Source organism: uncultured Roseobacter sp. (assembly GCF_947488185.1).
Taxonomy (GTDB): Bacteria; Pseudomonadota; Alphaproteobacteria; order Rhodobacterales; family Rhodobacteraceae; genus Roseobacter.
Map to the genome: position 1 here is coordinate 513,763 of NZ_CANKYM010000002.1, position 26,233 is coordinate 539,995.

Here is a 26,233-nt window from a genome sequence, read left to right on the forward strand (position 1 = left end):
TAGCAGAAGAAGCCTCGCGGCCAAACCCGGACCGAGAACGGCTGTTGTACAGGGTCGAGCATGTTCTAGCAGAAGAAGCCTCGCGGCCAAACCCGGACGCCTCGCCTATCGCAGCGCTCTATGAGCAGGTTCTAGCAGAAGAAGCCTCGCGGCCAAACCCGGACAGCCGCAGCCGACGCGTGTTTTCGGCGGGAGTTCTAGCAGAAGAAGCCTCGCGGCCAAACCCGGACGTCCATCCCGACATGGCGCGCGGCCATGCCGTTCTAGCAGAAGAAGCCTCGCGGCCAAACCCGGACTGGACAGGTTGCACGCTCTTCGAGTGTTAGGTTCTAGCAGAAGAAGCCTCGCGGCCAAACCCGGACTGAGCACGGTGGCATGATCACGGTCACCGAGTTCTAGCAGAAGAAGCCTCGCGGCCAAACCCGGACGCTAAAGTAGTGGCTATTAAAGGGCCTCGGACAAGTCATTCTGGACCGCTTTTTTGACTACAGGTCTCCATTTCTGTCTTTTCGTAGCCGAAAGTGAGTGTCCGCTTTGACAAGGACAGAATCCAAGGTGCAAAGGCAGCGAAGGTCGGCTTCCCGCCCGGAGGCGTCAAATCTCTATGACCGCTTTGGGATGGCACCGCTCATCCGACCAAAATCATCAGATGTCGGCAACGAGCCCAAACCTCCGTCATTTCTGTTTGCACATATGCCTTCGGTAGGTGAGGGTTTCTGTGGTTACGATCAGGTAAGATCTCAATAACATGAAAGACATCTCAGCGACCCGTGCCTTGATGAAAGCGGTGAAAGACTTACAAGCATCGCTGCTTCTGCCTTACGAGGCACACCCAAGGAATCCGGAGACTGACTTCTTAAATGCCGCAGCATCTGTCGCATTCTTTTCTCGGATCGTATTCAAAGACATAGTTGCGCTTCAAGGAACAGAGATTTCAGCCAGTTGGGCACTAAATGCGGCTATAGCATTAGGTGATCTGGATGAGGCTCGTCAGTTCTTGCGTATCGAAATTGACGATATGAAGAGTGAAGGTATCCACCTGGATCAGCTGAAAGAAAGCACCAAATTATCGCTACGCAATCATGGTCGCTCAGAACGATGGAACGTACTGCTCTCAGAGATTGCAGAGGCACAATAAGTTAGAGCTGAACGGCAGCTCCGTCCGCATAGCGGTCGTTCGGCGATGCAAATTGCAGAAGCGGTCAGATGGCCCGGCGTCAATGACCCCTCTTGGTGTGGCCAGCTGCGCTTTCCCAAGCGACGCGGGACGGAGCGGGGCGTCCTTCGTTGTCTGTTGCGCGTTGCGATGTGACGTCTCATCGTAGTGTGCCGGCGCGGGTGTGCGGGTGAGGATTGGGATTGGAGAAGAGAGCGCGCTGCTGGGCGTGGAGCTTCGTGTTAACCATGATTTAAATTTATGGTGAATTGGTTAATGTTCCCGTTTAACGATAACGACACTGTGAGGCGTTGGGGAGCTGTTTGTTGGGCGCGGGGTCTATTGGGAAGGTCTTCCAGTGACGCGGTTTGGCGTCAAAATGCTTTTGTCTTTGATCTGGATCAAGGACTGGGTGGGGGCGCGGTCGGATAAGCTGATTTCTGCGCAGAAATGGTTAAGCGTCGGCGGGCAAGATTAACAAAAGGGGAAGAGGCTCGGTGTTTAGACGAAGCTCAGCGTGGATCGGGGCGGCTTTCATGGTCTGCAACAAATGCTGGCCGCATCAGCGCGACGTCAGAGGAAGCCGGTGATAGACGCTTGGGGTCGGCATCTGGCCAAGGCCTTCTTTTTCGCAATGGCAGTGACGTTGCCGCGCGATGCGGTTGCCGACAGTTACAGCCACTGCCCTGAGATTTGGTCAGATTATTCGGAATTGGTTCGGGGCCGACTGGCAAAAGCCAAAGATGAGCTACGCATCCATTTTTGTTCAATTTTGCCACTTGATAGAGAATCCTACCAATATGCGAGTACAGCAAAGGTTAGGAATAGGACGGCAGAAAGAAGCCGTATTAGGACTTTTAACCCTGTGGGAGCTGCTTTCGGCGAACTTGCCAACTTCCCAACAAGAAGTGTCGCCCGGATTGGGTTAACCAGATCAAGCACACCTCTCAAAAGCTTAAACTTATAAATGTGACAACCAAGATTTACGCCGATCACGTAACCGAAAAAGACAACTAATGAAAAGCCAAGTTGAGGCATAGTTTATCCAAATGGCAGATATTGATTCATCGGAGGTCTTAGTTGGACCGCTTGCGGCTGAACGAAGCAGCATGCGAAACCCCTTCGGGTATGATTTTTTTGGCCCATCAAATGATTTCTTAGCTGATGTCACTTATGTTGAACGTGAGATTTCATTTGCGACTACTTTAAAAGCGATTGGAGGCGAGATAGGTTTTAGCCTCTATACACCGACAGATGGTAGTTTGTTGGACTCCAGACTAGGTTACCATCTTGGGACAGTAGCTGGCGTAGATCATGAGTAACTTACAATGAAACATACTACAACGATCCAATAAGCAGTATTCGGGGTTGGAGCACTGGACTTGAGGGGGCAGTAGGCGTTGGACACGGTTTAGGCTGGAATAATGACTATGGATTGGCTGCTCGATGTTTACATTGTCGCCGGTGCGCAGTTAAGCGTACTTAATTACTGAAAGATCACCCCTCCGTATTTGCCAATTGAGTAATTCCAACTGATACGGAGATGAGACAATAGGCGGAATGAGCTATGGGCTGGAAAAAAACATTAAATAGGTGGACGAACACCATAATGTTGCTAGGATTCCTTATCTGTTCGGTTTCGTTTTTCGCAAGCGTGCTTTTTTTTGAGTCACAGCCAATTCCAAATACCGTTTTTGGGATATTGTCGGTTTTCGGTGTCATAAAATACTTCCACTTGTGGTTAAAAGAAAGATAGAGTTTTGAATTCATACGATTACTATAGAGCAATATTTGATCAAAGAACCACAATTGGGAACCCCGATTTACTAGATGAATATGACTTAGTTGATGACAAGAAATTCAACCCGGAACAATGGGTGGAAAACGGATATTCTGCAAGATTGGGTCAAGAATACATAGGTCCTGCAACGGCGACTGATTTGAACAAGCTTGGCGATCATTTAATCTCGCAGATACGTTCTTTAGAGGGACCAGCTTCGCTTGCTTTAGATCCCAGCAACTTAACCACTGAGCAAAAGTTGTTTTTGGGCACGACGCTGCTTGATGTGGTGATAGGAGTTGCGAAGAAAACCATTTCAACGTTGGGTTTAGCTACCACAGTTACTCAGGTTGGAGCTGTCGTAGTGGCGGGGGCTAAGAAAGACAAAGAATCGATGCTGTCCGTCACTAAGATAGTTGGGGAAGAGCTTCGGGAAAAAGAGGGCGTACAACGAGATGTAGCATTCGACGATGGCCGCGGTCCCTCATACGATGCGCCAGGGCGGCCTGGTAGTCTTGACCGTGGCATAGCCGATCCGATCGGCGAGCGGGGCGGTATCAGAGAAAACACGCCAAGGCCTGGCTACAGTTTAGGGACCGATACGGGGTACTCATATCGCGGTCCTTACGACGAAGATGGTCCCGGCGTTTCGCTGCCATCATCTTCTACATCACGTGTGTCCCGCCCCGATCCCTCCAGTAATCGAGGCGAAGGCGGAAATAGAGGCGAGGGTCCGGGTCGGAACTCTGACGGTGGGAACCAAACCGGCGGAAACGAAGGGGCGACGCGGTCGGATCGGGATGGTGATGGCACGAGAGGGGGCGGCAACAACAGCGGCACCGGACAAGGGGGCGGCAATAAGTCAGCAGGCCGCAATGAGGATTCGAATGACCCTCGTGGGCTTTACCCCCTTCTCCTCGACTTGGACGGTGACGGCGTTGAGGTCACCGAGCTGAGCAAATCGACTGTATTTATGGACGCTGGCGGGGATGGATTGCTGCACCGGACGGCCTGGGCTGGCGATGGTGATGGGGTTCTGTTCATCGATGATGATGGTGACGGGGCGATCTCGGAGAAGAAGGAGTATGTCTTTACCGAGTGGGACCCGACGGCGACGGATGATCTGGCCGCGCTGAGGGCTGTGTTTGACAGCAATGACGATGGCGTGCTGGACGCCTCGGACACGCGGTTTGCAGACTTCAAGGTTCTGGTCACGAACGCTGATGGCTCGACCACGGCGAAGACGCTGGCGGAGCTGGGGTTCACCTCGATCAACCTGACGGCGGATACCACGCGGATCGAGCTGCCGGATGGCTCGATGATCACCGGGCAGACGACATTTACGCGGACCGATGGCACGACGGGCACGGTGGCGAATGCAACGCTGGTGGCCGAGGCGCATGGGTATCGCGTCGAGCAGGTGGAAAGCACCGATGCGTCCGGCAACCGGGTGGTGGTCAGCACCGCCTATGCGGCGACGGGCGATGTGGCCTACGAGATCACCTCGGTGACCAGCCCGGATGGATCGAGCATCACCAACAGCTATGACGACGATGGCGACGGAGTGGTTGATCGGCTGCAGATGATCTCGACGCAGGAGGTCAGCGGGAACAAAATAGAAACCGTCGTGAACAAAGCCGGATCGGACGCGGCGACGGCGATTGTGACCAGCCGGATCGTGACCACGACCAGCGCGGATGGGGCGGATGTCACGATCCAGCGGGACAGCAAGGGCGGCGGCTGGTTCGATCAGGAAGAGATCCGCAGCACACTGCCCGACGGCAGCCGCAGCATCGTGATCAACGATCTGGCCGAAGATGGCTCGACCATCCGCGGCTCCAGCGAGACGACGAGCGTAGATGGGCTGACCCGCACCAAGGGCACCGATGAGGACGGCGACGGGTTGGATGATCTGGCCGTCACCCACAGCATCACCGAGCATGCCGACGACAGCCGGACGGAAAGCACCGTGGCGCGCAACCGGGACACAAGTTTGCGGTCTTCTGAAACGCTTGTTGTGGGTCCGGATGGCCAGAGCAAACTGATCAACCGGGACATTGACGGGGACGGCGTGGCAGAGACGGTCGAGGATCTGTTGATTAGCCTCGATGCCGGTGGCAACAGCACGTCGGTTCTGGAGGTTGAGAATGCCGACGGCAACCTGCGCAGCCAGGTGACCCAGACACAATCGGCGGATGCGCTGAGCAAAACCATTGCGTCGGATGTGGATGGCGACGGCGATGTGGACAGCACGAGCGTGGACGTCACGGTAATCCAGGCGGATGGCAGCCGGGAAAACACCGTCACGGTCACAAACACCGACGGGTCCGTGCGCGGGATGGAAAAGACCACGCTGGGCGCGGATAAGGTCAGCTCGGAGATCTGGGTAGACCTCGATCAGGACGGGGTTTTTGACGGTGACGAGCGGGTGCGCTCTGTAACTATAGATGACACGACACAAGAACGCATAACGCTGGATCAGATCCGTGCGGCGGATGGCACCGTACTGGCGAGCAGCACGACGGTATCTTCCGAAGATGGCCTGACACGCAGCAGCGGCATTGACGCGGATGGGGACGGGGATGTGGATACTGCTGTCTCGGATAGCACCGTCACGGACGGCGCGGGTGTCTCGACTCGTACCATCGAGATGCGCAATCAGGACGGCACAATGCGCGACAAGACCGTGACGCAGACCAGTGCGGATGGGCTGACCACCACGACGCAGATCGACACGGATGGTGACGGGCTTTTCGATGCGAAAACCGTGGACACCCACGTTCTGAACGTCGATGGCAGCTCAACTAGCACAATGTCGAACTACGCCGGAGATGGTACGACGCTCCTGGGCGAAAAAACCTCGACGGAAAGCGCCGACCGGCTGGTCATGACGACCCTGCGGGATGTGGACGGGGACGGCGTGACGGACGTCACTTCAACATCAACGGAAAGCGCCGATGGATCGATCCTCACCATGGAACTTCGCAGCAATGTGAATGGCTCGAAAATCGTATCTTCCCAGACCACCACCAGCGCCAACGGTCTGATCTCCAGTACCGCGCGTGATCTAGATGGCGATGATATCACCGACATCACCGAAACCAGCACGACCGTTCTGAATGCGGACGGCAGCCGCACCACAACTGTCACGACCAACAACGGTGATGCCTCTTTGCGCAGCGAAAGCGCGGGAACCATCAGTGATGACGGGCTGACCACCACAGTCGAGACGGATGTGGATGGCGACGGCGTCTTTGAGCGCGCAGAAGCCCGCACGACCTTGCTGGGGATTGACGGCAGCCTGACCACTATATCACAAACCCGCTCTGCCAATGACACGCTGCTGTCTCAGTCACAGGTCAAGATCAACGATGACGGGTTGATCACCACAACTTCCGTTGATGTGAATGGTGACGACACATTCGATCTGCTCACAACGGCGACCACCACACTGCTGAATGATGGTGGAACTGAGGTCACCTCGGAACTGCGGGATGCCGCAGGCATGTTACGCAATGCATCGACAACAACATCGAATGACAACGGTCGCGATGTTACCACCACGACAGATGTCAATGGCGATAGCGTCACGGACATGGTCACGTCGCGGGCAATCGCGGATGATGGTGTATTGACGCAGACGCAGTCCGAATTTGCCGCCGATGGCACCTTGCAAACCCGCACGCAGACCGTGACCAGCGGCAATGGACTGACCTCATCGACCAACATGGACGCCGACGGTGATGGTGCATTTGAACACACCCAGCAAAGCAGCACGGTGCTGAATGCCGATGGATCGCGCACGACGACCACGACGGAGAGCGGCATAACCGGTCCGGCCTACCGTACCTCGACGGCAACGACCAGCGATGATGGACGCACACGAATAGAAAGCCGGGACGACAATGGGGACGGCACCAATGATCTGACCGTGCAGACCACACTCGATCTGTCCTTCGACGGCATCGAAACCATCACGGAAGAACGTCGCGCCGCCGATACCTCCCTGCTCAGCACAACCACAACAGTGACCAGCGCCGATGGGCGAACGTTCACCACATCCTGGGACGCGGATGGCAATGGCCTGATGGACGCAGTCACGACGACCGAGCGTGGTGACGATGGTACCGTGACCACGACGGAGAGTTACTTCTCCTCCGGCGGCACACTGGAAGCCACCGCTGTATCCACCCGTAGCGATGATGGGCTGACCCGGACCCGGACAGTGGATCGCAACGCGGATGGGATTGCGGAGCATGTCGTGCATGACACAACCGTGCTAGCCTCCGACGGAACGACCTCGCGCACCGTGGATCACACAACGGGGGGCGGTGTGTCGCTGGCACGGGCAGAATATGACCGGAGCGACGACGGCCTGACGCGCACCACTCGCCTGGACGTGGATGGAGAGAATGGGTTCGAGTTCTTCTCCGAGGATAGTACGACCTTCGAGGACAATGGCGATGTTATTCGGCATCAGACGACCGAAAACGCCACATCCGAGCGGCTCTCCAAGATAACCACAACGACGAGCGGGAATGGATTGACCACCTCTGTTGTGATGGATCGTGACGGGGATCACGCCATGGACAGAAATACCGCCCTGACGCGCGGGGCAGAAGGCGGCTTCACCGAAGTCGTGACAGAATATGGCGATACGTCGCAGGTCATCCGGACGGAAACGCGTGTGGAAAGCCCCGACGGGTGGAGCACCAGCCTGTCTACCGATCTGGATGGCGATGGTACGACTGATCGCGAGATCACTTCGACAGTGGATCTCAGCCGGAATGTAAACACGACCTACCGGGATCTGGCCGCAGATGGAACGGTGCTGGACGAAATCACCGGCATGGTTTCGGCGAACGGGATGCAGCGGTCGGTTTATCTGGATGTCGATGGCGACGGGTCGGATGATTTGATGCGGACCTGGACCACCACATTCAATGTCGCGGGCGATGAGATCACCATCTATGAGGAAAAGGCAGGCAATGGCGTGCTCGCCGACAGGGAGGTGACAACTGTAGCGGCTGATGGGCTCTCCGTCGTCCGGGACATCGATCTGGACGGTGACGGTGTTGTGGATGGCACCATGACCTCAACAACAACGCTGAATGCCGATGGCAGTCGCAGGACGACCGCTGAAACCCGTTATGCCGATGGCGATCTGCGCTCTATGGAAGATGTGGTGATCAGCCGGGATGGCCGGAATATCATGGAGCGTCATGACTATAACGGCAACGGTCTGGTCGACAAAACATCGGAGCTGGTGATCCGTTCGGACGGAGAGCGTATTCTGACAGAGAAATCCTTTGGCGAAACGGGGGGGCTAAATAATACCTTCGTAACGACCACCTCCTCGGATGGGCTGATCACCACGATCAACCGGGGCGTCTTTATCCAGACGATTACGCGTTCCGCGCTGGAGAACGGCAGCTATATCTGGGACAACGGGAACAGCGCCGCCCAGGTCACAGTATCGCATGAGATCGATGCCTTCGGTATTGAGACCTGGCTCTACGTGGGCCCATCGGAGACCCATGAGGCCAGGTTCGATGTTGCTGCCAAGGCACGACTGATCGCAGAAGCCGCACGCATCTATGACACGGTTCTGGACCGCGACATGGGCCGCGTCGAGACAGAAGAGCTGGTGCGTTTTGTCTCCGATGGTCAGCTGGATCGCGCAGCCCTCACGCAGGAGCTGCTGGGTTCCGCAGAACTCGCGACCCGCTATGGTGTTCTCATGGATGCGGCCTTCGTGGCACAGTTCTACCTCAACACCTTTGGCCGGGCGCCATCTCTGGTGGAGCTGAACGGGCATCTGCGCGCGCTGGATGGTGGCACAATCACGCGGGCGGGCCTGTTGGTGCGGCTTGCGGAAAGCTCTGAGCATCTGGTGGTCGGCAACACCCATATGGCGACGAATAACTTCGACGTCATCATGAACCCGGCGGAATACGAACGCAGTCTGGACCGCGCTTACGTGGAAGCACTCGTCAAAAAACTGATCGATGTTGTCTATGATCGCGATGCGACGAATCCAGAGTTGTCTTACTACAGCGGCCTGTTGATGTCTGGAACAGACAACTTGGACGATGTTGCCTCAAAAATCATGGATCAAGTTTTCGACGCGCAGGAAGTTCAGCCATCCAGCTTGCAAAATCTACAAGGAGAATCGTTTGTACAACAGGCTATCGTCAATGCACTGAGCAAGCAGCCAACTTCCCAAGAAGTATCGATATGGAACGAAAACATCTCAGAAGGCCGTGTAACAAAGGCCCAATTCCTCGCTAGTCTTGCACAAAGTACCGACCATCTCGAAGCTGCAGGTGATCACCTCGCCACTGCTGCAAGCTCAACGGACAATCCACGTGATCGTGTCCTGGATGCGAGTGGGCAAGCTGGTAGCGCGGCTTTGCTTGGCAACACCGGAAATGACACTCTGACCGGCGGAGTTGGTGGTGACACTATAGTCGGTGGCGGTGGAAACGACACCATTTACGGAGGGTTGGGAAGCGATGACCTTTTTGGTGGTGCAGGACAGGACACACTTAATGGCGGACACGGTAGCGACAAGCTTTTCGGTGACGAAGGCAACGATTTACTGCGCACTGGTTTCGATCAGACGGGAGATCTGTTGGAGATTTTCCGTGGAACTGTAGACGATAGCCCCGGTCGCCTGCTTTCGGGGGATTTTGACAACGACGGCAAAGATGACTCGGCCGTTTTCTGGGGCGACCGTGGACTCAACAGGTTTTACTTCCGCGAGGAAGGGGGAGCTTACGAACAGGTCCTTAACCCAGTGAACCAAGGTTTTGTGGACGATTATCCTAAGCGTTTTGTCACAGGTGACTTTAACAACGACGGTTACGACGACGTTGCCATTCTTTGGTATCATACTGGGATGAACCGCTTCCTGTACGGCAATCAAGACAGGACGTTTTCTACCGGTGTGGACCTGATCGCCAGAGGTGCAGTAGATGACCTTGCTTCGGGTCTCGTCTCAGGAGATTTTAATGGCGACGGATACGATGATCTTCTTTTCCATTGGCAGAACTGGGGGATGAACCGGTCTTACCTTGGGGACGGGGCCGGAGGTTTCACTCCGCTTTTTGATTTGATTGAAAGAGAGTTTGTGAATTGGGATCAAGTTGGTGAAAGCGTGACTGTTCAATCCGGAGATTTCAATGGTGATGGATTTGATGATGTAGCCTTTCATTGGATGAATACAGGAAAAATCCGGTTCGCATATGGTGATGAATTCGCTTCTTTTTCTGTGCGAGATGAAATCCAATCCAATTCGTTTATCGGTGCCGGTATTTTCGAGACCGGTGATCTTAACGGTGACGGTTTTACAGATATTGTTTTGGCGTCGCGTTCTTCAGGTTTCAACCATACCATACTGGGCCACTCCGGCGGTGTGAAAGAGGTTGAGGTCAATCTTTTGGACACCGCTTTGCTGCAGGGCACTAATAAACTAGTCGAAATGGGCGACTTCGATGGTGATGGGACGGACGAGATCATGGTTCTGAACCGTGTCACCGGCAAAAATGAATATGCTTCGGTCAACTTTGACAGTCTGTTTGGAGGAGATGGAGATGACCGATTGGTAATGGAATCTGGCAACTCGACCGCTTTTGGCGGCGAGGGAGCTGATGTTTTTGAATTCATTGCCGGGCGTGGGACGATCAGCGACTTCGAAGTTGGTACTGACTTAATCGATATCTCTGCCTTTAGTTTGTCATGGAATGAGTTAAGCATCTCTGACACGGGCGTTGCCTGGCGATTGTCTCTTGGGGAGAATACCTTGGTTGTAGAAACGCATGACATTCTCGGGGCTGATGACTTCCAGTTCGTTTGACCATATCGTGGGCGTGAAGTTTATGCTCTGTTTGTCGGAAAGATCTGGTTAAAAGTTCCTGTGCAAATTGACGCGGCGTGCAAGAATCTCTAGCGTTGACGAAGGCAACTTTAGCTTTGCGTTGGCTTTGACGCGTTTGAAGGGGGTGTCGCCCTCATCTATTCTTGCCACTGCGTACGAGGATGAAACGGCAGCGACACCTATGTCTGGCGCAAAGGTGATGGCAATGACTTTTTTCAGGACTACGGGATGTCCTTCTCGGAAACGGACACGCTGCGGCTGGAAGATGTGACCTCTGACGATGTGAAGCTGATCCGGGCGACTGGCAGCGTGAACATGGAGCTGGAAGTTCTGTCGACGGGCGAGATACTGACCGTTTTCAACCAATTCAGATACTATGATGAGCGTAGCCAGGGCGTGGAGGTCATCCAGTTCAGTGACGGGGTGGTCTGGGGCCGTGCAGATATCGCAACCCATACCGCAACCTACGGGACATCCGGCAATGATGACCTGACCGGCAGCACACGGGCGCCGGACATAATCTACGGCCTTGAGGGCAACGACACGCTCGATGGCGGCGAGGGTGATGACGTGCTCCGCGGGGGAGGCGGTGCAGACACTCTAACTGGTGGTGCAGGAGCAGACACGTTTGTCTTTGCCGCCGGGGACGCAGCGGATGTGGTCACTGATTTTCAAGACGGTTTCGACTTGGTCCAGATCGCCGGGCCAACCTTTGCCGATTTGATCGTCGCGCAATCTGGCAACGACGTTGATGTTACAATAAGCTCGGGTGACGTGATCAAGCTTCTAAACACTAGTCAATTAGACATCACCGAAAGCGATTTTGTGTTCGTTTGAAGTTTCGCTATGCTCAGATGTGATACGAGTAAAACCAAATAAAAACAGCAATTAAGTGCGCTTTAGGGGGAATGACCGACATGTCGGCTCCTCAAGTCGTAGCAGTTATCCTGAATAGTCGGCCCGTTTGAGTTGCCGGTCTTGGTTGTCACTTCTCCAGTTGATCGCAAGTTTGCCGAAAAACAAGCGGACGCAGGCCATTTCATTGCATCTAGGATTCTGGCACTGGCGGTCGCATGTTTAGAGCCTGATGCGGTCGGACACGAGTATACTGTCTGAGCCAGGTATTGATGACGATCTGTGCCTGTTTGGTGGTGTGGAAGCATTCGGCATTCAGGACTTCTCGGCGCAGTGTGCCGTTGAAGCGCTCATTGTACCCATTCTCCCAGGGTGATCCTGGATAGATCTTGATCGGTTTAATCCCGACCTTTCTCAGCCAGTCTTGTAGTGCAGTTGCGATGAACTCTGAGCCATTGTCCGAACGAATGTATTCGGGCTTCCCGCGCTGCAAAAGCAGTGGGTAGAGCGCGTCCAGCACATCTGCGCTGTTCATCTTTGGTTTGACCGCGACACACAGCGCCTCACGGGTATATTCATCCGGCACCGTGTACTAACGGAAGGAAAGGGCATTAATCTGTTGCCAAGCGCTTAAGTAAGACCATGAAGTGGTATTTAATGTGGTATTATTAATGATGTGAAGAATTTTATCGTTTTTATGCAGTATTTTGGCGGTTCAATATTTGAAGACACCTCCTCCGCCACTTGCCAATAATTTTTTTATTTAAATCAATATGTTATATTAAGGTTAGGTGAGGCTGCCCCCCATTATAACCGCCAATATTGCATGGCACGGTCATCTTTTTCTTTGGAAGTGACGCAACCGGAAGTTGGTGAATAGCCTCAGTTAATGTTAAAATTTGATTAGTTGATGCTTCCCCGCTTATTAGAGCGAAGACAAAGCTTATTACGAATTTCCGCTAGTCGTGAGGTAGGTCGGGGACGAATATTTGTTTGAGCGGAATCATAGAACGATAGCGTGGAGCAAGTTGAGAATAGTTTTCGAAAATGAGCTCAACAAATTGTTCGCCGTTTATAAGCCTCAGTTTGGCGCGGTTTCGCTCCAGTTCCAAAGCGCCACGTGCGTATGAACCCAGGTTAACAAACAGCCCGTATTCACCGTCCCCTAGCGTACCCAGTAGCTGGTCAACATCCGGGCGGGGAGTCTGCCCTGTGGTCCGTTTGCATTGTACTTTGACGATAGGTGGCTGAAACCCAAGCGGGTCCATGTGAGCAATGACGTCAACGCCACCATCGCCGCTTTTAGGCGTGACGCGGGCGGTGTACCCCATGCACTCCATCAAATGCGCCATGAAATCCTCAAATTGGTGGCCAGTAAGATGCGTCATGAGCCGCTTAATAACGAAGTCGCTGGTGTTAGCCTCTGCCTGTGCTGAGGCGGCAACGGTCGCTGTGTCGTCGTCTGCGGCTTCCTCTGGGGTGTCTTGGTCTGCTGCTGCGCTGCGCGCTGGCGCTTCAACGTCTGGGTCGACTTTGCTGAGAAATTCGAGCGCGTGCCGTTTAACGCGAAACATTGTGAGGAATGACCCAATTTCATTCAACGCACTTTGGCTAAATTCATCGCGGGGGAAGTGGCCAAGCCAGTCGACCAGCTGGCGAGTGGGGTATTCGTCTGCATCCCCTTCGTGGTGTTGGGTAATCCCTGTGAACCGCCCAATATTAACCATGCGGTCCGCTTTGGACGGGTACACGACAAAGTCGCCCTTTTTGATCTCATGCAGGAACTTGAACATAGACCCGGCGTCGACGGGAATCGCGCCTTTTTTCTTGTCGGGGTATGCGAGGGCAAGGGCTTCTTTGAACGCGTCACGGTTAGGGGCGAGTTTGGTTAGGTCTCCCATCGCTGGCCAGCCGATTGCGACATAGCCGCCTTCAACGGGGCGGTCGCCAACGTGGTGGCCCATATGGACACCCCAGACGGTTGTGTCATTTGACATTTTTTGTGCCTTTCGCGTTGGGCTTTTTGGTCTTTGGCTTTGCCTTGGTTCTCGCTTTCGCTTTGGCGGCGGATTTGGCCTCTGCTTTTGCCCGCTTTTGGTTGAGTTGGAACAGACGGGATAGGATTTCGTCCTCGGTCAGCGAACCCGCGCGCCAATCATCGCCCCAGCCGTAGGCCTCTGCCACGGCTTCATCCAGCGCATTGTGGGCGTGGTCGAGCCATGCGGGGCGGGTGTTGTAGAGGTTGGTCAGAGTGCGTTTTTTCAGCTCTTTCGCGGCGGCGTCATCTTTGGGCAGGATGCGGTCGGGATAGCCTGCGACCACTTCGGGGACGCGGGTGACAAGGTCGGCAGGGTTAAGCCAGTTTTCACGCAGCTCATTCAGGCGCGCGGCGGCGGCGGCGATTTTTTTGGCGCGCGGGTCGTCGGAATAGTCAGCGGCGGGTATGTTGGGGGTGAGGCCTTCGGGGAAGGGGAAGGTTTCGAATGTGGTTGAGGGGGTGTAGCGGGGGTCGTTGCCCTTCCCTAAGGAGGTTCCCATTCTTAAGGACCAGACCTCATGCCAAATTGAATGCAACAACCCAAAGCTGGTATCGTCCGCTCGCGTTATTGCACAGGCCGCTGAGTCGGGAACGACTAGTGGGCTACGCCAAGCAAAAAGCCGATATTTGGAAACCCTTGGCGAAACTATGTAACGTTCCAGGTTGGAAACTAAATTGCGCATTTTCCACTGCGGCTCTTGGAACTCCCACCAAATTTCGCGATATTTTTTCCGTCTTAGAACATCGCGCTTTGGTTTGACCTCGTTCAATATGTGCTCGAACGGCGCTTCAAATAGTGAGGCCTCTTGTTCGGTTGTGCCTTCAGGAAAGTCTATTATCCACTGATTTGAAGGCCGCCTCGTTACGTCCATACCATTGGTCCATAACTTTAAAACAATTGAGTTCGGTTGTCCGTTCGGATTTTGTGGCAACTTCAACCATTCTTGCGCCTTTTTATATGGGACGTTGAAATTACCGTTTTTCATTGTCCCAATAAAGCAAACACCAGCATTTTCATTCAATCTTAATGCATTAGTCAGGTCAAACGAGAGCAGGTTTGAGGTCAAATCAGAATGGATGCGGTCCATAGGGACACCATTTAGAATTGCTGTGCCTTCAGCTGAACCATCAAAGCAGAGAAGAGATACTCTGACAGCCGCTCCATCAACCGTCCACTCTTCGTCTGACCAAGCGTTTGTGATGCGTCCATGCTCAGTGATTTTCTTTACGACCGTTCTGTTTGATCCACCGCGTATCGAGTTAGTGGCGACTAAGCCTGTGGTAGAAAGCTCATTGTTGGTGACTTGGTCCCATGCTTTTGCAAACCAGTAGCAGACAAGGTCGCCTCCACCGGGAACAATACCTTCGTAAGCTTTGCGCAATGCGAACGTGTATTCTTCGCCCAATTCTGCAATCATTTTGCGGTCCCCCAAAAAAGGTGGGTTCCCAATCACCACATCCGCCTTCGGCCACTCTGCCCGCGTCCCATCTGGCGCAAGCACCGCATCCCTGTTCTCAATAGTATTCAGGGTCCGCAAAATCGGGTTCTTGGCCGCTTCAAACCCATTCCGCCGCATCCATTGAATTTCCCCAATCCAAACAGACACCCGCGCCAGTTCCGCCGCATAGGAGGACAGCTCTATCCCCAGCACTACCTCTGGCCCCAATTGGGGGAAGCCGCGTGGCAGGCCCAGCGCTTCTGCCTCCAGATTGACGCGGTGTTCGATGTTTTTCAGCTCCAGCAGTGCGATATAGAGGAAGTTGCCAGACCCGCAGGCCGGGTCCAGCGCACGAAACGCTTTGAGCCGTTCGATAAAGCCAAGGTGCAATACCTCTGCCTTGTCTAGGGCGCGGGTCCGGGCGGCAAGCTCTTTGCCGCGTAAGAGTTTGTCCTTCGTTTCTTTTGGCGCTTTATCCAGTTGCGCCTCGATTTGGGCTTTCACCTCTGCCCATTCCGCCAAGAGCGGTTCCACAATGACAGGATTGACGATTTGCATGATTTTGTCGCGGTCGGTGTAATGCGCGCCAAGCTGGCTGCGCTTGGCAGGGTCCAAACCGCGCTCAAACAATGTGCCAAGTATTGAAGGGTCAATATCGGACCAATCCAGCGTGGCGGCGCGAATGAGGTCGTCGAGGTCCTCCCACTCCAGCGGCAACACATCGTCACTGTCAAACAAGCCACCGTTGAACCACTCAACTGTTTCAAACCCTACCAAGCCACCAGTTTTCATCGCGCCAAACAACGCTTTTGCATGGGTGGCGAATGTCGCAGGCTTTGGCCGCGCGGTTTTAATCATCCGTTCGAACATTTTGTTGGGCAATAGTTCGACGTCTTCTGCGAACATGCAGAACACCAGACGGTTGATAAAATGCGCCACCTCTTGCGGATCGTGGCCACGTTCGCGCAGGCGCTGGGCCATGTTGGCAAAATTCTGTGCCGCCTGTTCTGTCACCAATTGGCGGGTCTTCGTCGGTTTTAGCTTTTCAGGGTCAAGAAAGGCGTGGCGCAGCAGGTCACGGTTGGCGGCGTTTGTCAGGTCATCGAGGTGGATCGTATGCACGTTCTGGACAGTGTTGGTCCAGTTGGTGTGGACGCGTATCACGTCCATGTCCGATACAATCAACAGAGGAGGGTTTTCCAATGCAATGGAGTATTGCAGCAACTGGTCAAAGGCTTTGTCCAGGTTGGCGCGTTTGCCTTTATATTCCCAAGCAAAGCAATCCTTGCGCCAAACGTCTGCCCAGCCTTCGCCGCCGCTGGTTTTGGAAGCGCCTTTTTCAAATGTGAACCAGTCGCCCTTGTTGTCTGCAGTCGTTGGATCATCAATATCGAGTAACTTACAAAGGTCGTTAAAGTGAGACTGTGATGCGGTCCGTTCTTTGAGTTCCATGTTGCGCCATTTTTTGATAAACTCCTGCGGCGTCATAACATTTCCCATGAATACCAGATGTTGCCATTAGAGAGCGTGCGGATTGCAAGGTCAACCTGACTACAAAGGCAAAGCACTAATGAGCGTCTGACCCGAAATACATCTCACGTTCCTCCCGGCTGAGAATGTGCGCATATTTGCTTAGAAAAAGGTGGTCTGCTTGGCCCTCGTCGCGCTCAATCTGTTCGCGGTGGCGCTGGTAGGTCCGTTGCCACATGCCCTTGGGTTTTGGCGCAATCCAATAGGCTGTACCCGGTTCGCCGCCCAGCGCCATGCGGGTTTTATTTGCCCGTCGCAACGCGCGGTCATATCCGGTCTCTGATTGGCTGCGATAGGCGATTGAATAGCAATGACGACATAGGAAGTACCGTCCACCTGAAAAGAGCTTTCCCACCCTCCTACCGCATCTCCTGCCATCAACATAGCCAGGGCATTGAAAATAGGGGCGTGTGCCACCGTAGTTACATGCCGCGTAGGTTATCGGCACAGTTTCCATTACCGCCTCCCAGTCGCTGCCATATGCCCTGACACGATAGTCCAGCACCAAACCAGACTGCGTGAAGCTGTATCCAATGCGCCCAACTTCTTCACTATCACGCGACCACACCCAATTGCCGCGTCTGCCTTCAGTCAAAATGCCTTCGCGGTGAAAGCGGTTCACATCCAATGACCTGCAATCCTCAGCCTTTTGGTTGTAGCCTGTACGCCCTGAGCCGTACACGCCGCACAGCTTCCGGCATATGCTGGCCTTGCATGGCGACAAACTCTGCCCCACGCGCGAAACTTTCAAGGCATGGTCGCAGAATATGGGCCATTCCAGCGCCGTCACAACCGTTTCCAGCTACATGCCCGTTTCAGCAGACGCCCAGCGCGAGATAATCCTTGGACTTGGAGACGGCAATTGAAAGGCAAAGCAAACATGTTTGCGTCAAGGCACCAGAATTAGACGCCGGTCGCCACCAGTGATCGGCGCTTGTGACCAAAGACTTGTGGGCGTGAACTGATCATCACGGCGCTTCACGAGAAGGTCGCAATGCGCAGGAAGCTGACTTTGCAAAGTTGAAAATACCATCAAAGACTGACCCAATCGCAGCGCTGCCTTTTGAACAATCTCGGTGCCATGTTTTGTCAAGAATGACCGGCAACGCCTTTTTCCTTTCTGCACAGATTGCTCTGGCGCTGTACGGCGGCATTGCAAGATGCGCTTTCGATGCGTAACTAGTAAGGGTGCGGGCGTGAGCCTTGTGCTCGGCTAACCTTTCGGTTGGTCTCTGTAAGTAACAGGCGAAAGCCTGGCGAACGGCAACGTTCGCCTATCTTATTCTCAAGAATAGGATCAAAGCCATGAAAAAATACGCCCGCACAATGAAGACGAGTAAATGGAAGAAGAGATAAAAATAGTTCAAAATAGAATTTGGATTACCGAACGATGTCATATGAAGGCTGAGAAGCGTAGCCGCTTCCTTGAGTTGTATTTTCACATTGTTCTAGCGTCATTTGCTCTGGCAACCATTGGTATCTCTGTGCTGAACCACAGTAACGTCGATGCGATTAAAGATAGCATCTTGAGTTTTGCTTCGATCACTACGCTTTGTCTTTCTCTACTCATCTTTGGGTTCAAGTTTGGTGAGACGGCAGCCCACCACCGATCTTGCTATTTAGCGCTACAAAAACTTCGAGCTACCAAGCACGAAGATCACCTCGCATTGGAAAGAGCATTTATCGAAGTTTTAGGACACTACCCTAATCACACATACGGCGACTACATGCGACTAGCCATTAGCAATATCTGGGGATCCACACAGGAGCTTGAGTCGCCGCCGGGAAAGAAAGTGGAACTTGGTCGCTGGGATCGCCTAGTCTATGCAGGTGGATGGCTTCTCGCACGGTTTTCTTTGCTCGCATTCGCTTTGATGCCACCTTTGATGGCACTCTACGGAACTGATGCTTTAAGTGTATCCTCAAACTAACAATGACCCGTACATCATCTCAGATTTTTTCACATCACTTTTCTGAAAAACATCTCCAAGAAATCGTTGATTTACACCTGAAAGAAGGCGTTGCACGCGGAGTTGACGGTACAGGTTACGATGGTTTCATGGCACGGCGAGATGATGAAGTAAGGCTGATTTCGCGACGAGCCTTAAGCGGATCATACGTGTTCTCACCATATCGACAAAAGTTACTTCTAAAAGATGCCGCAAGCCTTCCTCGGCAGGTTTCGATTCCTACCCTTAGGGATAGAGTGGCTTTGAGGGCTTTGAACAATTTTCTTTCGGAGGTCTTTCTTGACTGTCGACCACAACACTCACACCCAATAGTCACTTCTGTATTGAGGTCCGTAAGTTCAATGCGGGCGGACGATTGCTTTATCAAGCTCGACATTCAGTCATTCTACGACGCAGTCAACCACGAGATTTTGCTCAGGACACTAAGAACGCGTATACGGGCCGAATACCCGCTAAAAATGATAGCCAGCGCGCTTAGGACACCAACCGGAGCAACAGTCGCGAGTCGGAAGGTCAACGAACTCGGCATCCCACAGGGTCTCAGCATTTCAAACATCCTGTCATCGATTTATCTAAGAACAGTTGATGATCGATATGGCTCAATGTTGGGTCTGACATATCATAGGTACGTCGATGATATTCTCTGTATTGCTGCTGCAAGTGAGGCAGGTCTCATCGCGAAAGAGATATCAAAATGCCTCAAGCGAGAGAAGAAATTGACTTGCCACCCACTCGGATCGGGAAAATCGACTATCTGTAAACCAGGCGCGCAAGTCCTCTATCTTGGCTACTTGATTGGGGGCCCTAAAATAACCGTCAGACCCGACACAGAGAAAAAGCTCATGACAAGCATCATGGAGATCATTTTCGGCGCAACCACTGACTCTAAAGATAGAGCAATCTGGCGGGTTAACTTGCGAGTTACTGGATGTAGATTTTTCGACAGCCCTGTCGGGTGGATGTTCTATTTCTCACAGATTGATGACATCGCCCTCCTTGCCAAGATGGACACGCAGATCAAGCGCGCCGTCTTGAAGAAATTCGGACCAGAAGCAGCCCACGGTATCAAAAGGTTCGTTAAGGCATACCATCAGATAAAGTACTTTCATCGTGAAAGTAACTACTTCCCAAATTTTGATACCTATAGTCGCGAGCAGAAGATTGCTCACTTGGAGTTGTTGGCTCCGGGTAAATTCAGAGACTTGGACGCAAAGTCAGACCTGCAAATCTCGCGTATTTTTGGCTCCTCGGTTTGGCGCGAGGTCAAACGCATGGAACGAGATACTTTGAGCAGTTTCTCATAGTCTATCGGAAGGGCCGCTTCGGGCTGCCACCTGTCAACCGACCAAAACCGTCAGATGACCGCAGAGAACCCTTATCGACGAATTTCCGCATTGCGGCTTATGTCCTCTTTGCGGTCTCAAGGTAAGGTAGTGCCGAGTTGATCGCCAACCACCAAATTGCGGAGCTCAAGCGTCAGTATCAACTGGTAAAACCTTGCGGTTCTCGGGAACGCCAGAATTTGTTCGCAAAGATCCTACCAATGCAAGGGATCCCATTCGCTCAAGTAGCGCTGCAACTCCGTCTTCTGTCTCCCCTCGCATCAAAACAAACTTTGCCAGGTGATTTTGTGTTTCCAAAACAAACAATACATCCTTTTCACTTAAGTCTTCGGTTCCAATTATTTGTCTCGCTAAATCAGATGCTTGCGAAAGATACCTCTGGCCATTAGTTGGATATTCGTTTTGAAACGTCGTATTACACACCCATTCAGCGGCTTCAGAAACAACACCGATATACCGAGAGGTCAAAGACTGCACTGAAGTATGGTATTCATCCTCTTCCAATGTATGCATTAACCGCTTCGTCCACTGATCCTGTGAGCCGAAGGAAGTCACAATATCAATCAAAACACCGAGCAGCAGACCTCCTAAGGCAGCGGCAAGGATGGGAACGGGCACAACATTGAACTGAACTAAAACTTGAATTGCAAGGAAAGACAACGCCAAGGTTACGAATACAACCCAAAACAAATAGCTTAAACGAAAGCGGCGCAAACTATACAAAAAGTTTTCCATTTTATCCCCCGTCCGTGAATCGACGCAAAGCTTCTGCGAGATGCTTTCCACCAAGCATCCCCAATCCAACGGCGACTGCCGCGGCAGATGCACTTTCACCCATTTCAATTGTATTGAGAATATGCGGCGCAAGAATCTCCAACCCACCTAAACCAACGAGTGAGAAAGCGGTAATTTTTTTTGTAGCAAACGCGACCAAGTCATTTATTGCTTCGATACTGCTCGCTCGCTTGATGCGATTGAACTCAGCTTGCTTGGTCGCGATGCGGATAGCTTTATCAAGCTCTTTCTCTTTCAACTGCTCAAGGCTCATTGTACGTTCCGCAGTGGATTACCATGCTATCCGACAGTTTCCTACTTTAGATAGACAATCAAGACAGCAACATGCATCAACGTTCATCACTAGGGAAGCAGACATTCTGAGAATGACAACGAACGGCAGCTTGGTCCCGCTGACCCGTCAATGGACGTCCAAATCCAAGGTCCGCTTCGGGCTGCCACCCGTCAACCGACCAAAACCGTCAGATGACCGCAGAGAGTCCATTCCAACCAATACTGCGAGGTGCACGGATGGCTGCTTCGCGATCCTGCCGTTATTTGCTGTCCCACGCCAGACGTAGACCAAGGCAAATCAAAATGCCGCCGCAAAGCTGATCAACATACTTTGAAACCGATATGTATCGGGTCTGAACACGCGATGCTGAAAAGCTAATGGCGATCAAGACGTGCCACGAGAGCGACATAGCTGCGATAGCTGCGACAAGCAGAACCAAGACCCAAATCGGCATGTCTGGCGTGAGAAACACGGCAAACACACTGGCATAATAAGCGGCGGATTTCGGATTGGTCATATTAACAAGTAATCCGCGCCAGAATCCGCGCGCTCCGCTTGTGGTATCGGTTGTCTGGTTTCCGTTTGGCTGAAAGCCTTTCGAGCGCAAAAGCTTGATACCCAAGTAGATCAGATAGGCGATGCCCAGAACTTTCAGCACGAAACCTAGCATCGGCAACGCTTCAAACACCGAGGCAATGCCGAGCGCCGCCGCTCCGGCCCACGCAAGTGACCCCATTGCAATGCCGCAAGCGGTCCAGACGGCATGACGGCGCGATTTGGACACCGCTGCGGAGGTTGTCAGTACGAAATTCGGGCCGGGGCTGATGAGTGCGAGAAAATCAACAAATAGGATCGCGGCAATGATGGGTAGAAATTCCATAGCGGTCTTTCACACTGTCATTTTGAGCCTGAGCTTAACACGGCTCCGGCGATTGCAAAGAGAGCCCCGACGACCGTCGCGATGGTCACGACGCCAAGGCCAAACACAGCCAACAATATCATCGCAACCAATGGTGTGAGAAATGCCAAGCTGGAGATTGTTGCGGCAGACCCTTCTCGCGTGGCCTTGTCCCAGAAGATGTTAGCAACTGTGAAAGGGCCAATGCCCATGAGAACAATTGCAAGCCATTGAACCGTGGTCGGCCAGTAGGCCGGTTCAAGAACAAAATGTGCGGTTAGTGCGGCCATACCGGCCAGCCCCAGTGAGGGGCCGACGACATTCGTTTCGACTTGTGCGAGTGAGCGGCCAACTGAATAGATTGCAAACGTAAGCGCACCACATGCACCAAGGAGCACACCGATCAGATCAAGGCCACCGCCCATCTGCGGAGACAATGCGACAGCAACACCCATAAATCCGCAGGCGGTACCTAAGGTTTGAAGCAAGGTAGGCGCGCGCCGGTGCAAAACGGACGCCAGCCCGACAAGAAAGACCGGCCACAGATAGTGAACCACATTGGCCTCCGCAGGGCCGATCCGGGCGATTGCGGCAAGATAGAACGCATTGTTGCCCATCAGACCGACGGCTACAAACGCCAGCGTTTCAATCGGTACGGTCGCGAAGGACGTGAGCGCCTTCTGCTTGGCAGCCAGCACAAATGAAAAAAGAAAGCCAATCAAAGCCGATGCGCCGAGAACCAGCAAAGGAGGAGCCGGATAGGCGATGATGGCAAGCGCAGGCCAGCTCGCCCAAAGCACCACGGCTCCACCGACAAGGGAGTATGTCTTGGTCTTAGGCCCATTGGGGAAGGTCGAACACACCCACGCTTTGAACTGGTCCAACCCTCGTTGGTGTGTGGCAGTTAACATCCCGTCGATCTGCATAAGCGCAATATCCTGCTTCATTTGTCTGAACGATGCAGCCTGAATAGAAATTGTGCAATCGGTCTAACTGCATGGAAGCCGACATTCGGGCGAATGCAGCGAAAGGCGGTTCATCCTAGACCTGCCGTTCGTGAATCTCGCTGCGAAGGTTCCAGAAAAGCCCTTGGCGGACATTCATTTTTTAGGCAGGCTGCACTGCAGGTTTGCCTTGCACCCGCCAGAGCGAAAAGAATGGACGATCCAACCCATTTCCGAAATTTGTTGCTAACCCTCAGCGATGCTTTCTCGAGGGAGCCTCGAGCCGGAGGACAGTTGGCCGCGCAATCGCTTAAGAGTGCGGACGTTAGTGGCTACAGACGAATTGCGTCGAGTGAAGACCCATCGGCCCTTTTAGGAGACGCGGCCGGGCTGCCAAGTGCCTTGCCGTTGGTTGAGCAAGTGATGCAATGCAAAACTCAACTGGATTGGACGTGTTGGGAAGGAGAAGGGTTGGACACCATGATTTCTCAGCGATTGTTCACAACGGAGCTTCTTGGTCCCGACGGGCACATACCAGCTGAAGACCTGCGCGTTGGGTTATTGGTTTCAGAACCATGGACAGACTATCCGGTGTCTAGCCATTCAGGAGAGGAGACCTATCTCGTCCTGTCGGGCGTTGCCGAATGGGTGGTCGGGGATACAGGTTACATCAAACATCGACCGGGCGATTTCGTGCACCATCCGGCTTGGGCCCCCCACGGTCGACGAACTATGAACGATCCGTTCTTGGGAGCATGGCGCTGGAGCGGTGACCTAAACCTTTCGACCTTTTCGGTGAAGTGACAGCGATTGCAGTTTGTCGGCTTTGTCCGCCTTGCCAACTAAAGCTGTCCAAAACGAAGGTCGGCTTTGGGCTGGTCATTGTCATCTGGCCAAAACTCTCACATGAGGGCTAGGAGACCTATTTCCATATTGCTGCAGAATGGCGAACGACCGCTCTGGGGCTCGTCAGGTGTTGAACACTAGTTTTCGCCGAACGTGTCTCTATAGGCCAAAGGCGATACGCCCACGTGACGTTGAAACGCCCGCCGAAGACGTTGTTCATCTGAAAAACCCGCGTTGAAGGCGATCTCACCCAATTGCAAATCGCTTCGGGCAAGTGCGCGTTTGGCGGCATCGACACGCATGATCTCCACAGCTTTAGCGGGGGTCATGCCCGTCTTCTCCTTGTATTTCCGAGAAAAGCTGCGAGGGCTCATGGCGATCCGTTCTGCGAGTTTCGGAACGATCAGGTCGCTTTGCAAATGCCCTGCGATCCAGGCATGAAGGTCAGCGAACAGCCCCTCGGTTTCCGAAGCCTGAATGTTGAGTACATCGCTGAACTGGGCTTGTCCGCCCGGTCGCTTAAAGAACACCACAAGGGCTTGTGCAACCTGCATGGCGGCTTCATGCCCCATGTCCTCTTCGATCATGGCAAGCGCAAGGTCGATACCCGCCGTAACCCCGGCTGACGACCACATATTTCCATTTCGAATGAATAGCGGATCGCGCTTTACATCAATTTCAGGAAAGCGCCTCTTCAACTCGTCCACCTGACGCCAATGGGTCGTGACGCTGTGTCCGTTGATCAATCCGGCAGCTGCGGTCAGAAAGGATCCCATACATGTTGAGGCGATGCGCCTGCACCCTTTGCTGGTCGCGGCAAGCCAGTCCACAAGATCTCTTTGCTCTACCGCATCGAAAACACCTTCCCCACCCGCAACGATCAATGTGTCGATAGGATCGCGGGCCACCTGTTCGAGAGGGATGCTGCTCAGGTCCACCTGACAATCTGTAGCAACAGGTCCGCCATCGGGAGAGGCGACTTCAATCTGATAGTGCCGTTTGCCATTCGCAATCTCAGTGTTGTTCGCACTTGAAAATGCCTGAAGCGGACCCGTGACATCCAGAAGAGTGACGCCCGGATAGATGATAAAGACGACGCGACGGATCGTGTTGGCTGTTTTTGACTGCATATTGTCATTTATGCCATTCTTTGTGACATGTAAACCGATCTGGCCATACACATCGGAGCCAGTCATTTGCCCTTAGCATCTCAAAACAAGACAGCAACACTGATCATAGGATTGTCCTTTGTTGCCCTCGCCCTGACATTTTCGGCAAGAGCGGCCCTTGGATTGGTTATGCCTATTCTGGAACAGGAACTCGGCTGGTCCAGGAGCTTTACGTCAGGTGCTGCGGCTGTTGCCCTCCTGGTCATGGCCGCAATTGCCCCATTCGGGGGGCGACTCGTCGACAAACAGGGCGCGCGCGCAATCTTGTTAATCGGGCTCGGGGCTTTGGCGACAGGGTGTTTTCTGATTGCCGCCACAGCCAACCCGATTGCCTTTTTTCTGGCGTTCAGTGGCGTCGCGGCTGTCGGATTTGGCCTGGTCGCCACGCACGTCGTCTCAACCGCCGTCGAACAAGAGGTTGAGACGAACAGAGGTCTGGCGACCGGTATTGCGACATCAGGTTCAACGGGCGGCCAATTTGTCTTTGTCCCGCTACTGGCATTGCTCATCAGCACTTATGACTGGCGCATGGCCTTTGCGGCACTTGGCATCGGGACACTCATCGTTATGGGCTGCGTCTTCCGATGGTTTCCCAAAGCCGTGGGAAGCGCAGACATCGCCATCAAAGAGAAAGGCTCAGCCAGCACACTGCTACAGGATTTGCGGAACATCCTGAGACTACCAGCGTTTCAAATTCTGTTCTGGAGCTATTTCATTTGCGGCTACACGACCTCGGGTGTGATCGAGACCCACTTCCTGCCTTATGCTGCGTTTTGCGGGTTCGGGCCGGTGCCTTCCGCCACCGCTTACGGACTCTTGTCCGCGATCAACCTTGTCGGGATGATCCTGGCCGGGTGGTTGACGGATCGCGTGAACAGACCGCTGCTGTTGGGGCTGATTTATCTGATGCGCGGCCTGACCTTCATTATCCTGCTCAACGTCGGTGCGAGTTTCGAGACGCTTGTCTTCTTTTCAATCCTGTTTGGGCTGGTGGACTATTCAACCGTGCCGGTGACGGCGAGCCTTGTGGCCTCCCATATCGGCAGGGGGGTCATGGGATTGGCCTTCGGATTGATCTCGGCAGGACACCAGATCGGCGCTGCCGCCGGGGCCTACTTTGGGGGATTTTTATATGATCTCTATGCTCAGTATGATTTGGTTTGGTGGTCTTCTGTCTGGCTCGCAGTGTTTGCGGGCATTTTGGTGTTTTTGATGAAGGACAAACCGGAAGTCCGGTCTCCCTCGCCAGCCTGAGACACGTCATCTAATACCGCAAGGATCGGTGGGCAGACACGCTACAACCTTGCTCGGACGGAA

Annotated in this window: 17 protein-coding genes and 1 CRISPR repeat array (1 of these 18 cut by a window edge); of the genes, 8 read left to right on the top strand and 9 right to left on the bottom strand. The window is 53.4% G+C overall.

Translation table 11 applies throughout. The features are described 5' to 3' along the window. Window positions 1–428: direct repeats of the CRISPR family, unit length 36 nt; unit sequence GTTCTAGCAGAAGAAGCCTCGCGGCCAAACCCGGAC; it begins 930 nt to the left of the window's first position. Window positions 429–748: 320 nt separating this feature from the next. The 4 genes from Q1A52_RS08530 (at window position 749) to Q1A52_RS08545 (ending at window position 11,652) form a co-directional block, all read left to right on the top strand. Further along, window positions 749–1,138: a hypothetical protein gene (locus Q1A52_RS08530; protein ID WP_300013555.1), complete on the top strand. Its 390-nt coding sequence runs from the start codon at window positions 749–751 to the stop codon at window positions 1,136–1,138. A gap of 1,067 nt (window positions 1,139–2,205) precedes the next feature. Then, window positions 2,206–2,478 (top strand): hypothetical protein, encoded by a 273-nt coding sequence (locus Q1A52_RS08535; protein ID WP_300013558.1) that lies wholly within the window; start codon window positions 2,206–2,208, stop codon window positions 2,476–2,478. A 1,431-nt stretch (window positions 2,479–3,909) separates the two neighbouring features. Further along, window positions 3,910–10,794 (top strand): FG-GAP-like repeat-containing protein, encoded by a 6,885-nt coding sequence (locus Q1A52_RS08540; protein WP_300013561.1) that lies wholly within the window; start codon window positions 3,910–3,912, stop codon window positions 10,792–10,794. 249 nt (window positions 10,795–11,043) lie between these two features. Continuing rightward, window positions 11,044–11,652, top strand: a complete 609-nt coding sequence (locus Q1A52_RS08545; RefSeq protein WP_300013565.1) for a calcium-binding protein — start codon at window positions 11,044–11,046, stop codon at window positions 11,650–11,652. A 211-nt stretch (window positions 11,653–11,863) separates the two neighbouring features. On the opposite strand, the gene Q1A52_RS08550 is transcribed toward Q1A52_RS08545, so the two are convergent. The 4 genes from Q1A52_RS08550 to Q1A52_RS08565 all read right to left on the bottom strand — a co-directional run bounded on the left by Q1A52_RS08550 (window position 11,864) and on the right by Q1A52_RS08565 (window position 17,467). Beyond that, window positions 11,864–12,256: an integrase core domain-containing protein gene (locus tag Q1A52_RS08550; protein ID WP_300013568.1), complete on the bottom strand. Its 393-nt coding sequence runs from the start codon at window positions 12,254–12,256 to the stop codon at window positions 11,864–11,866. Window positions 12,257–12,629: 373 nt separating this feature from the next. Further along, complete coding sequence (locus Q1A52_RS08555) at window positions 12,630–13,667, bottom strand: restriction endonuclease (protein WP_300013571.1); 1,038 nt, start codon at window positions 13,665–13,667, stop codon at window positions 12,630–12,632. After that, complete coding sequence (locus tag Q1A52_RS08560; protein ID WP_300013574.1) at window positions 13,657–16,635, bottom strand: DNA methyltransferase; 2,979 nt, start codon at window positions 16,633–16,635, stop codon at window positions 13,657–13,659. Before Q1A52_RS08560 ends, Q1A52_RS08555 begins: the two co-directional genes overlap by 11 nt. A 79-nt stretch (window positions 16,636–16,714) precedes the next feature. Further along, window positions 16,715–17,467 (bottom strand): hypothetical protein, encoded by a 753-nt coding sequence (locus tag Q1A52_RS08565; protein ID WP_300013577.1) that lies wholly within the window; start codon window positions 17,465–17,467, stop codon window positions 16,715–16,717. Between the two features lie 550 nt (window positions 17,468–18,017). Between Q1A52_RS08565 and Q1A52_RS08570 the strand changes: the two genes are divergently transcribed. Further along, window positions 18,018–18,608 (top strand): SLATT domain-containing protein, encoded by a 591-nt coding sequence (locus Q1A52_RS08570; protein ID WP_300013580.1) that lies wholly within the window; start codon window positions 18,018–18,020, stop codon window positions 18,606–18,608. Between the two features lie 2 nt (window positions 18,609–18,610). After that, window positions 18,611–19,951, top strand: coding sequence for a reverse transcriptase domain-containing protein (locus tag Q1A52_RS08575; protein ID WP_300013582.1), 1,341 nt, complete (start codon window positions 18,611–18,613; stop codon window positions 19,949–19,951). Window positions 19,952–20,116: 165 nt separating this feature from the next. Here Q1A52_RS08575 and Q1A52_RS08580 read toward each other — a convergent pair whose 3' ends face one another. The 4 genes from Q1A52_RS08580 to Q1A52_RS08595 form a co-directional block, all read right to left on the bottom strand. Then, a complete protein-coding gene (locus tag Q1A52_RS08580) occupies window positions 20,117–20,725 on the bottom strand; it encodes a hypothetical protein (RefSeq protein WP_300013585.1) in 609 nt (202 codons plus the stop codon). Window position 20,726: 1 nt separating this feature from the next. Further along, a complete protein-coding gene (locus tag Q1A52_RS08585; protein WP_300013588.1) occupies window positions 20,727–21,038 on the bottom strand; it encodes a hypothetical protein in 312 nt (103 codons plus the stop codon). Window positions 21,039–21,318: 280 nt separating this feature from the next. After that, on the bottom strand, window positions 21,319–21,939 hold the full coding sequence (locus tag Q1A52_RS08590; protein ID WP_300013591.1) for a LysE family transporter: 621 nt from the start codon (window positions 21,937–21,939) through the stop codon (window positions 21,319–21,321). A gap of 17 nt (window positions 21,940–21,956) precedes the next feature. Further along, complete coding sequence (locus tag Q1A52_RS08595; RefSeq protein WP_300013594.1) at window positions 21,957–22,904, bottom strand: DMT family transporter; 948 nt, start codon at window positions 22,902–22,904, stop codon at window positions 21,957–21,959. A gap of 210 nt (window positions 22,905–23,114) precedes the next feature. Between Q1A52_RS08595 and Q1A52_RS08600 the strand changes: the two genes are divergently transcribed. Further along, window positions 23,115–23,705, top strand: coding sequence for a dimethylsulfonioproprionate lyase family protein (locus Q1A52_RS08600; protein ID WP_300013597.1), 591 nt, complete (start codon window positions 23,115–23,117; stop codon window positions 23,703–23,705). 179 nt (window positions 23,706–23,884) lie between these two features. Here Q1A52_RS08600 and Q1A52_RS08605 read toward each other — a convergent pair whose 3' ends face one another. Then, window positions 23,885–24,943 carry a GlxA family transcriptional regulator gene (locus Q1A52_RS08605; protein ID WP_300013600.1) on the bottom strand — a complete coding sequence of 353 codons (1,059 nt, stop codon included), beginning with the start codon at window positions 24,941–24,943 and terminating at the stop codon, window positions 23,885–23,887. A gap of 45 nt (window positions 24,944–24,988) precedes the next feature. Between Q1A52_RS08605 and Q1A52_RS08610 the strand changes: the two genes are divergently transcribed. After that, the gene (locus Q1A52_RS08610; protein ID WP_300013603.1) at window positions 24,989–26,170 is read left to right on the top strand and encodes an MFS transporter; all 1,182 of its coding nucleotides are present in this window, start codon (window positions 24,989–24,991) and stop codon (window positions 26,168–26,170) included. The last annotated feature ends 63 nt before the right edge of the window (window positions 26,171–26,233 follow it).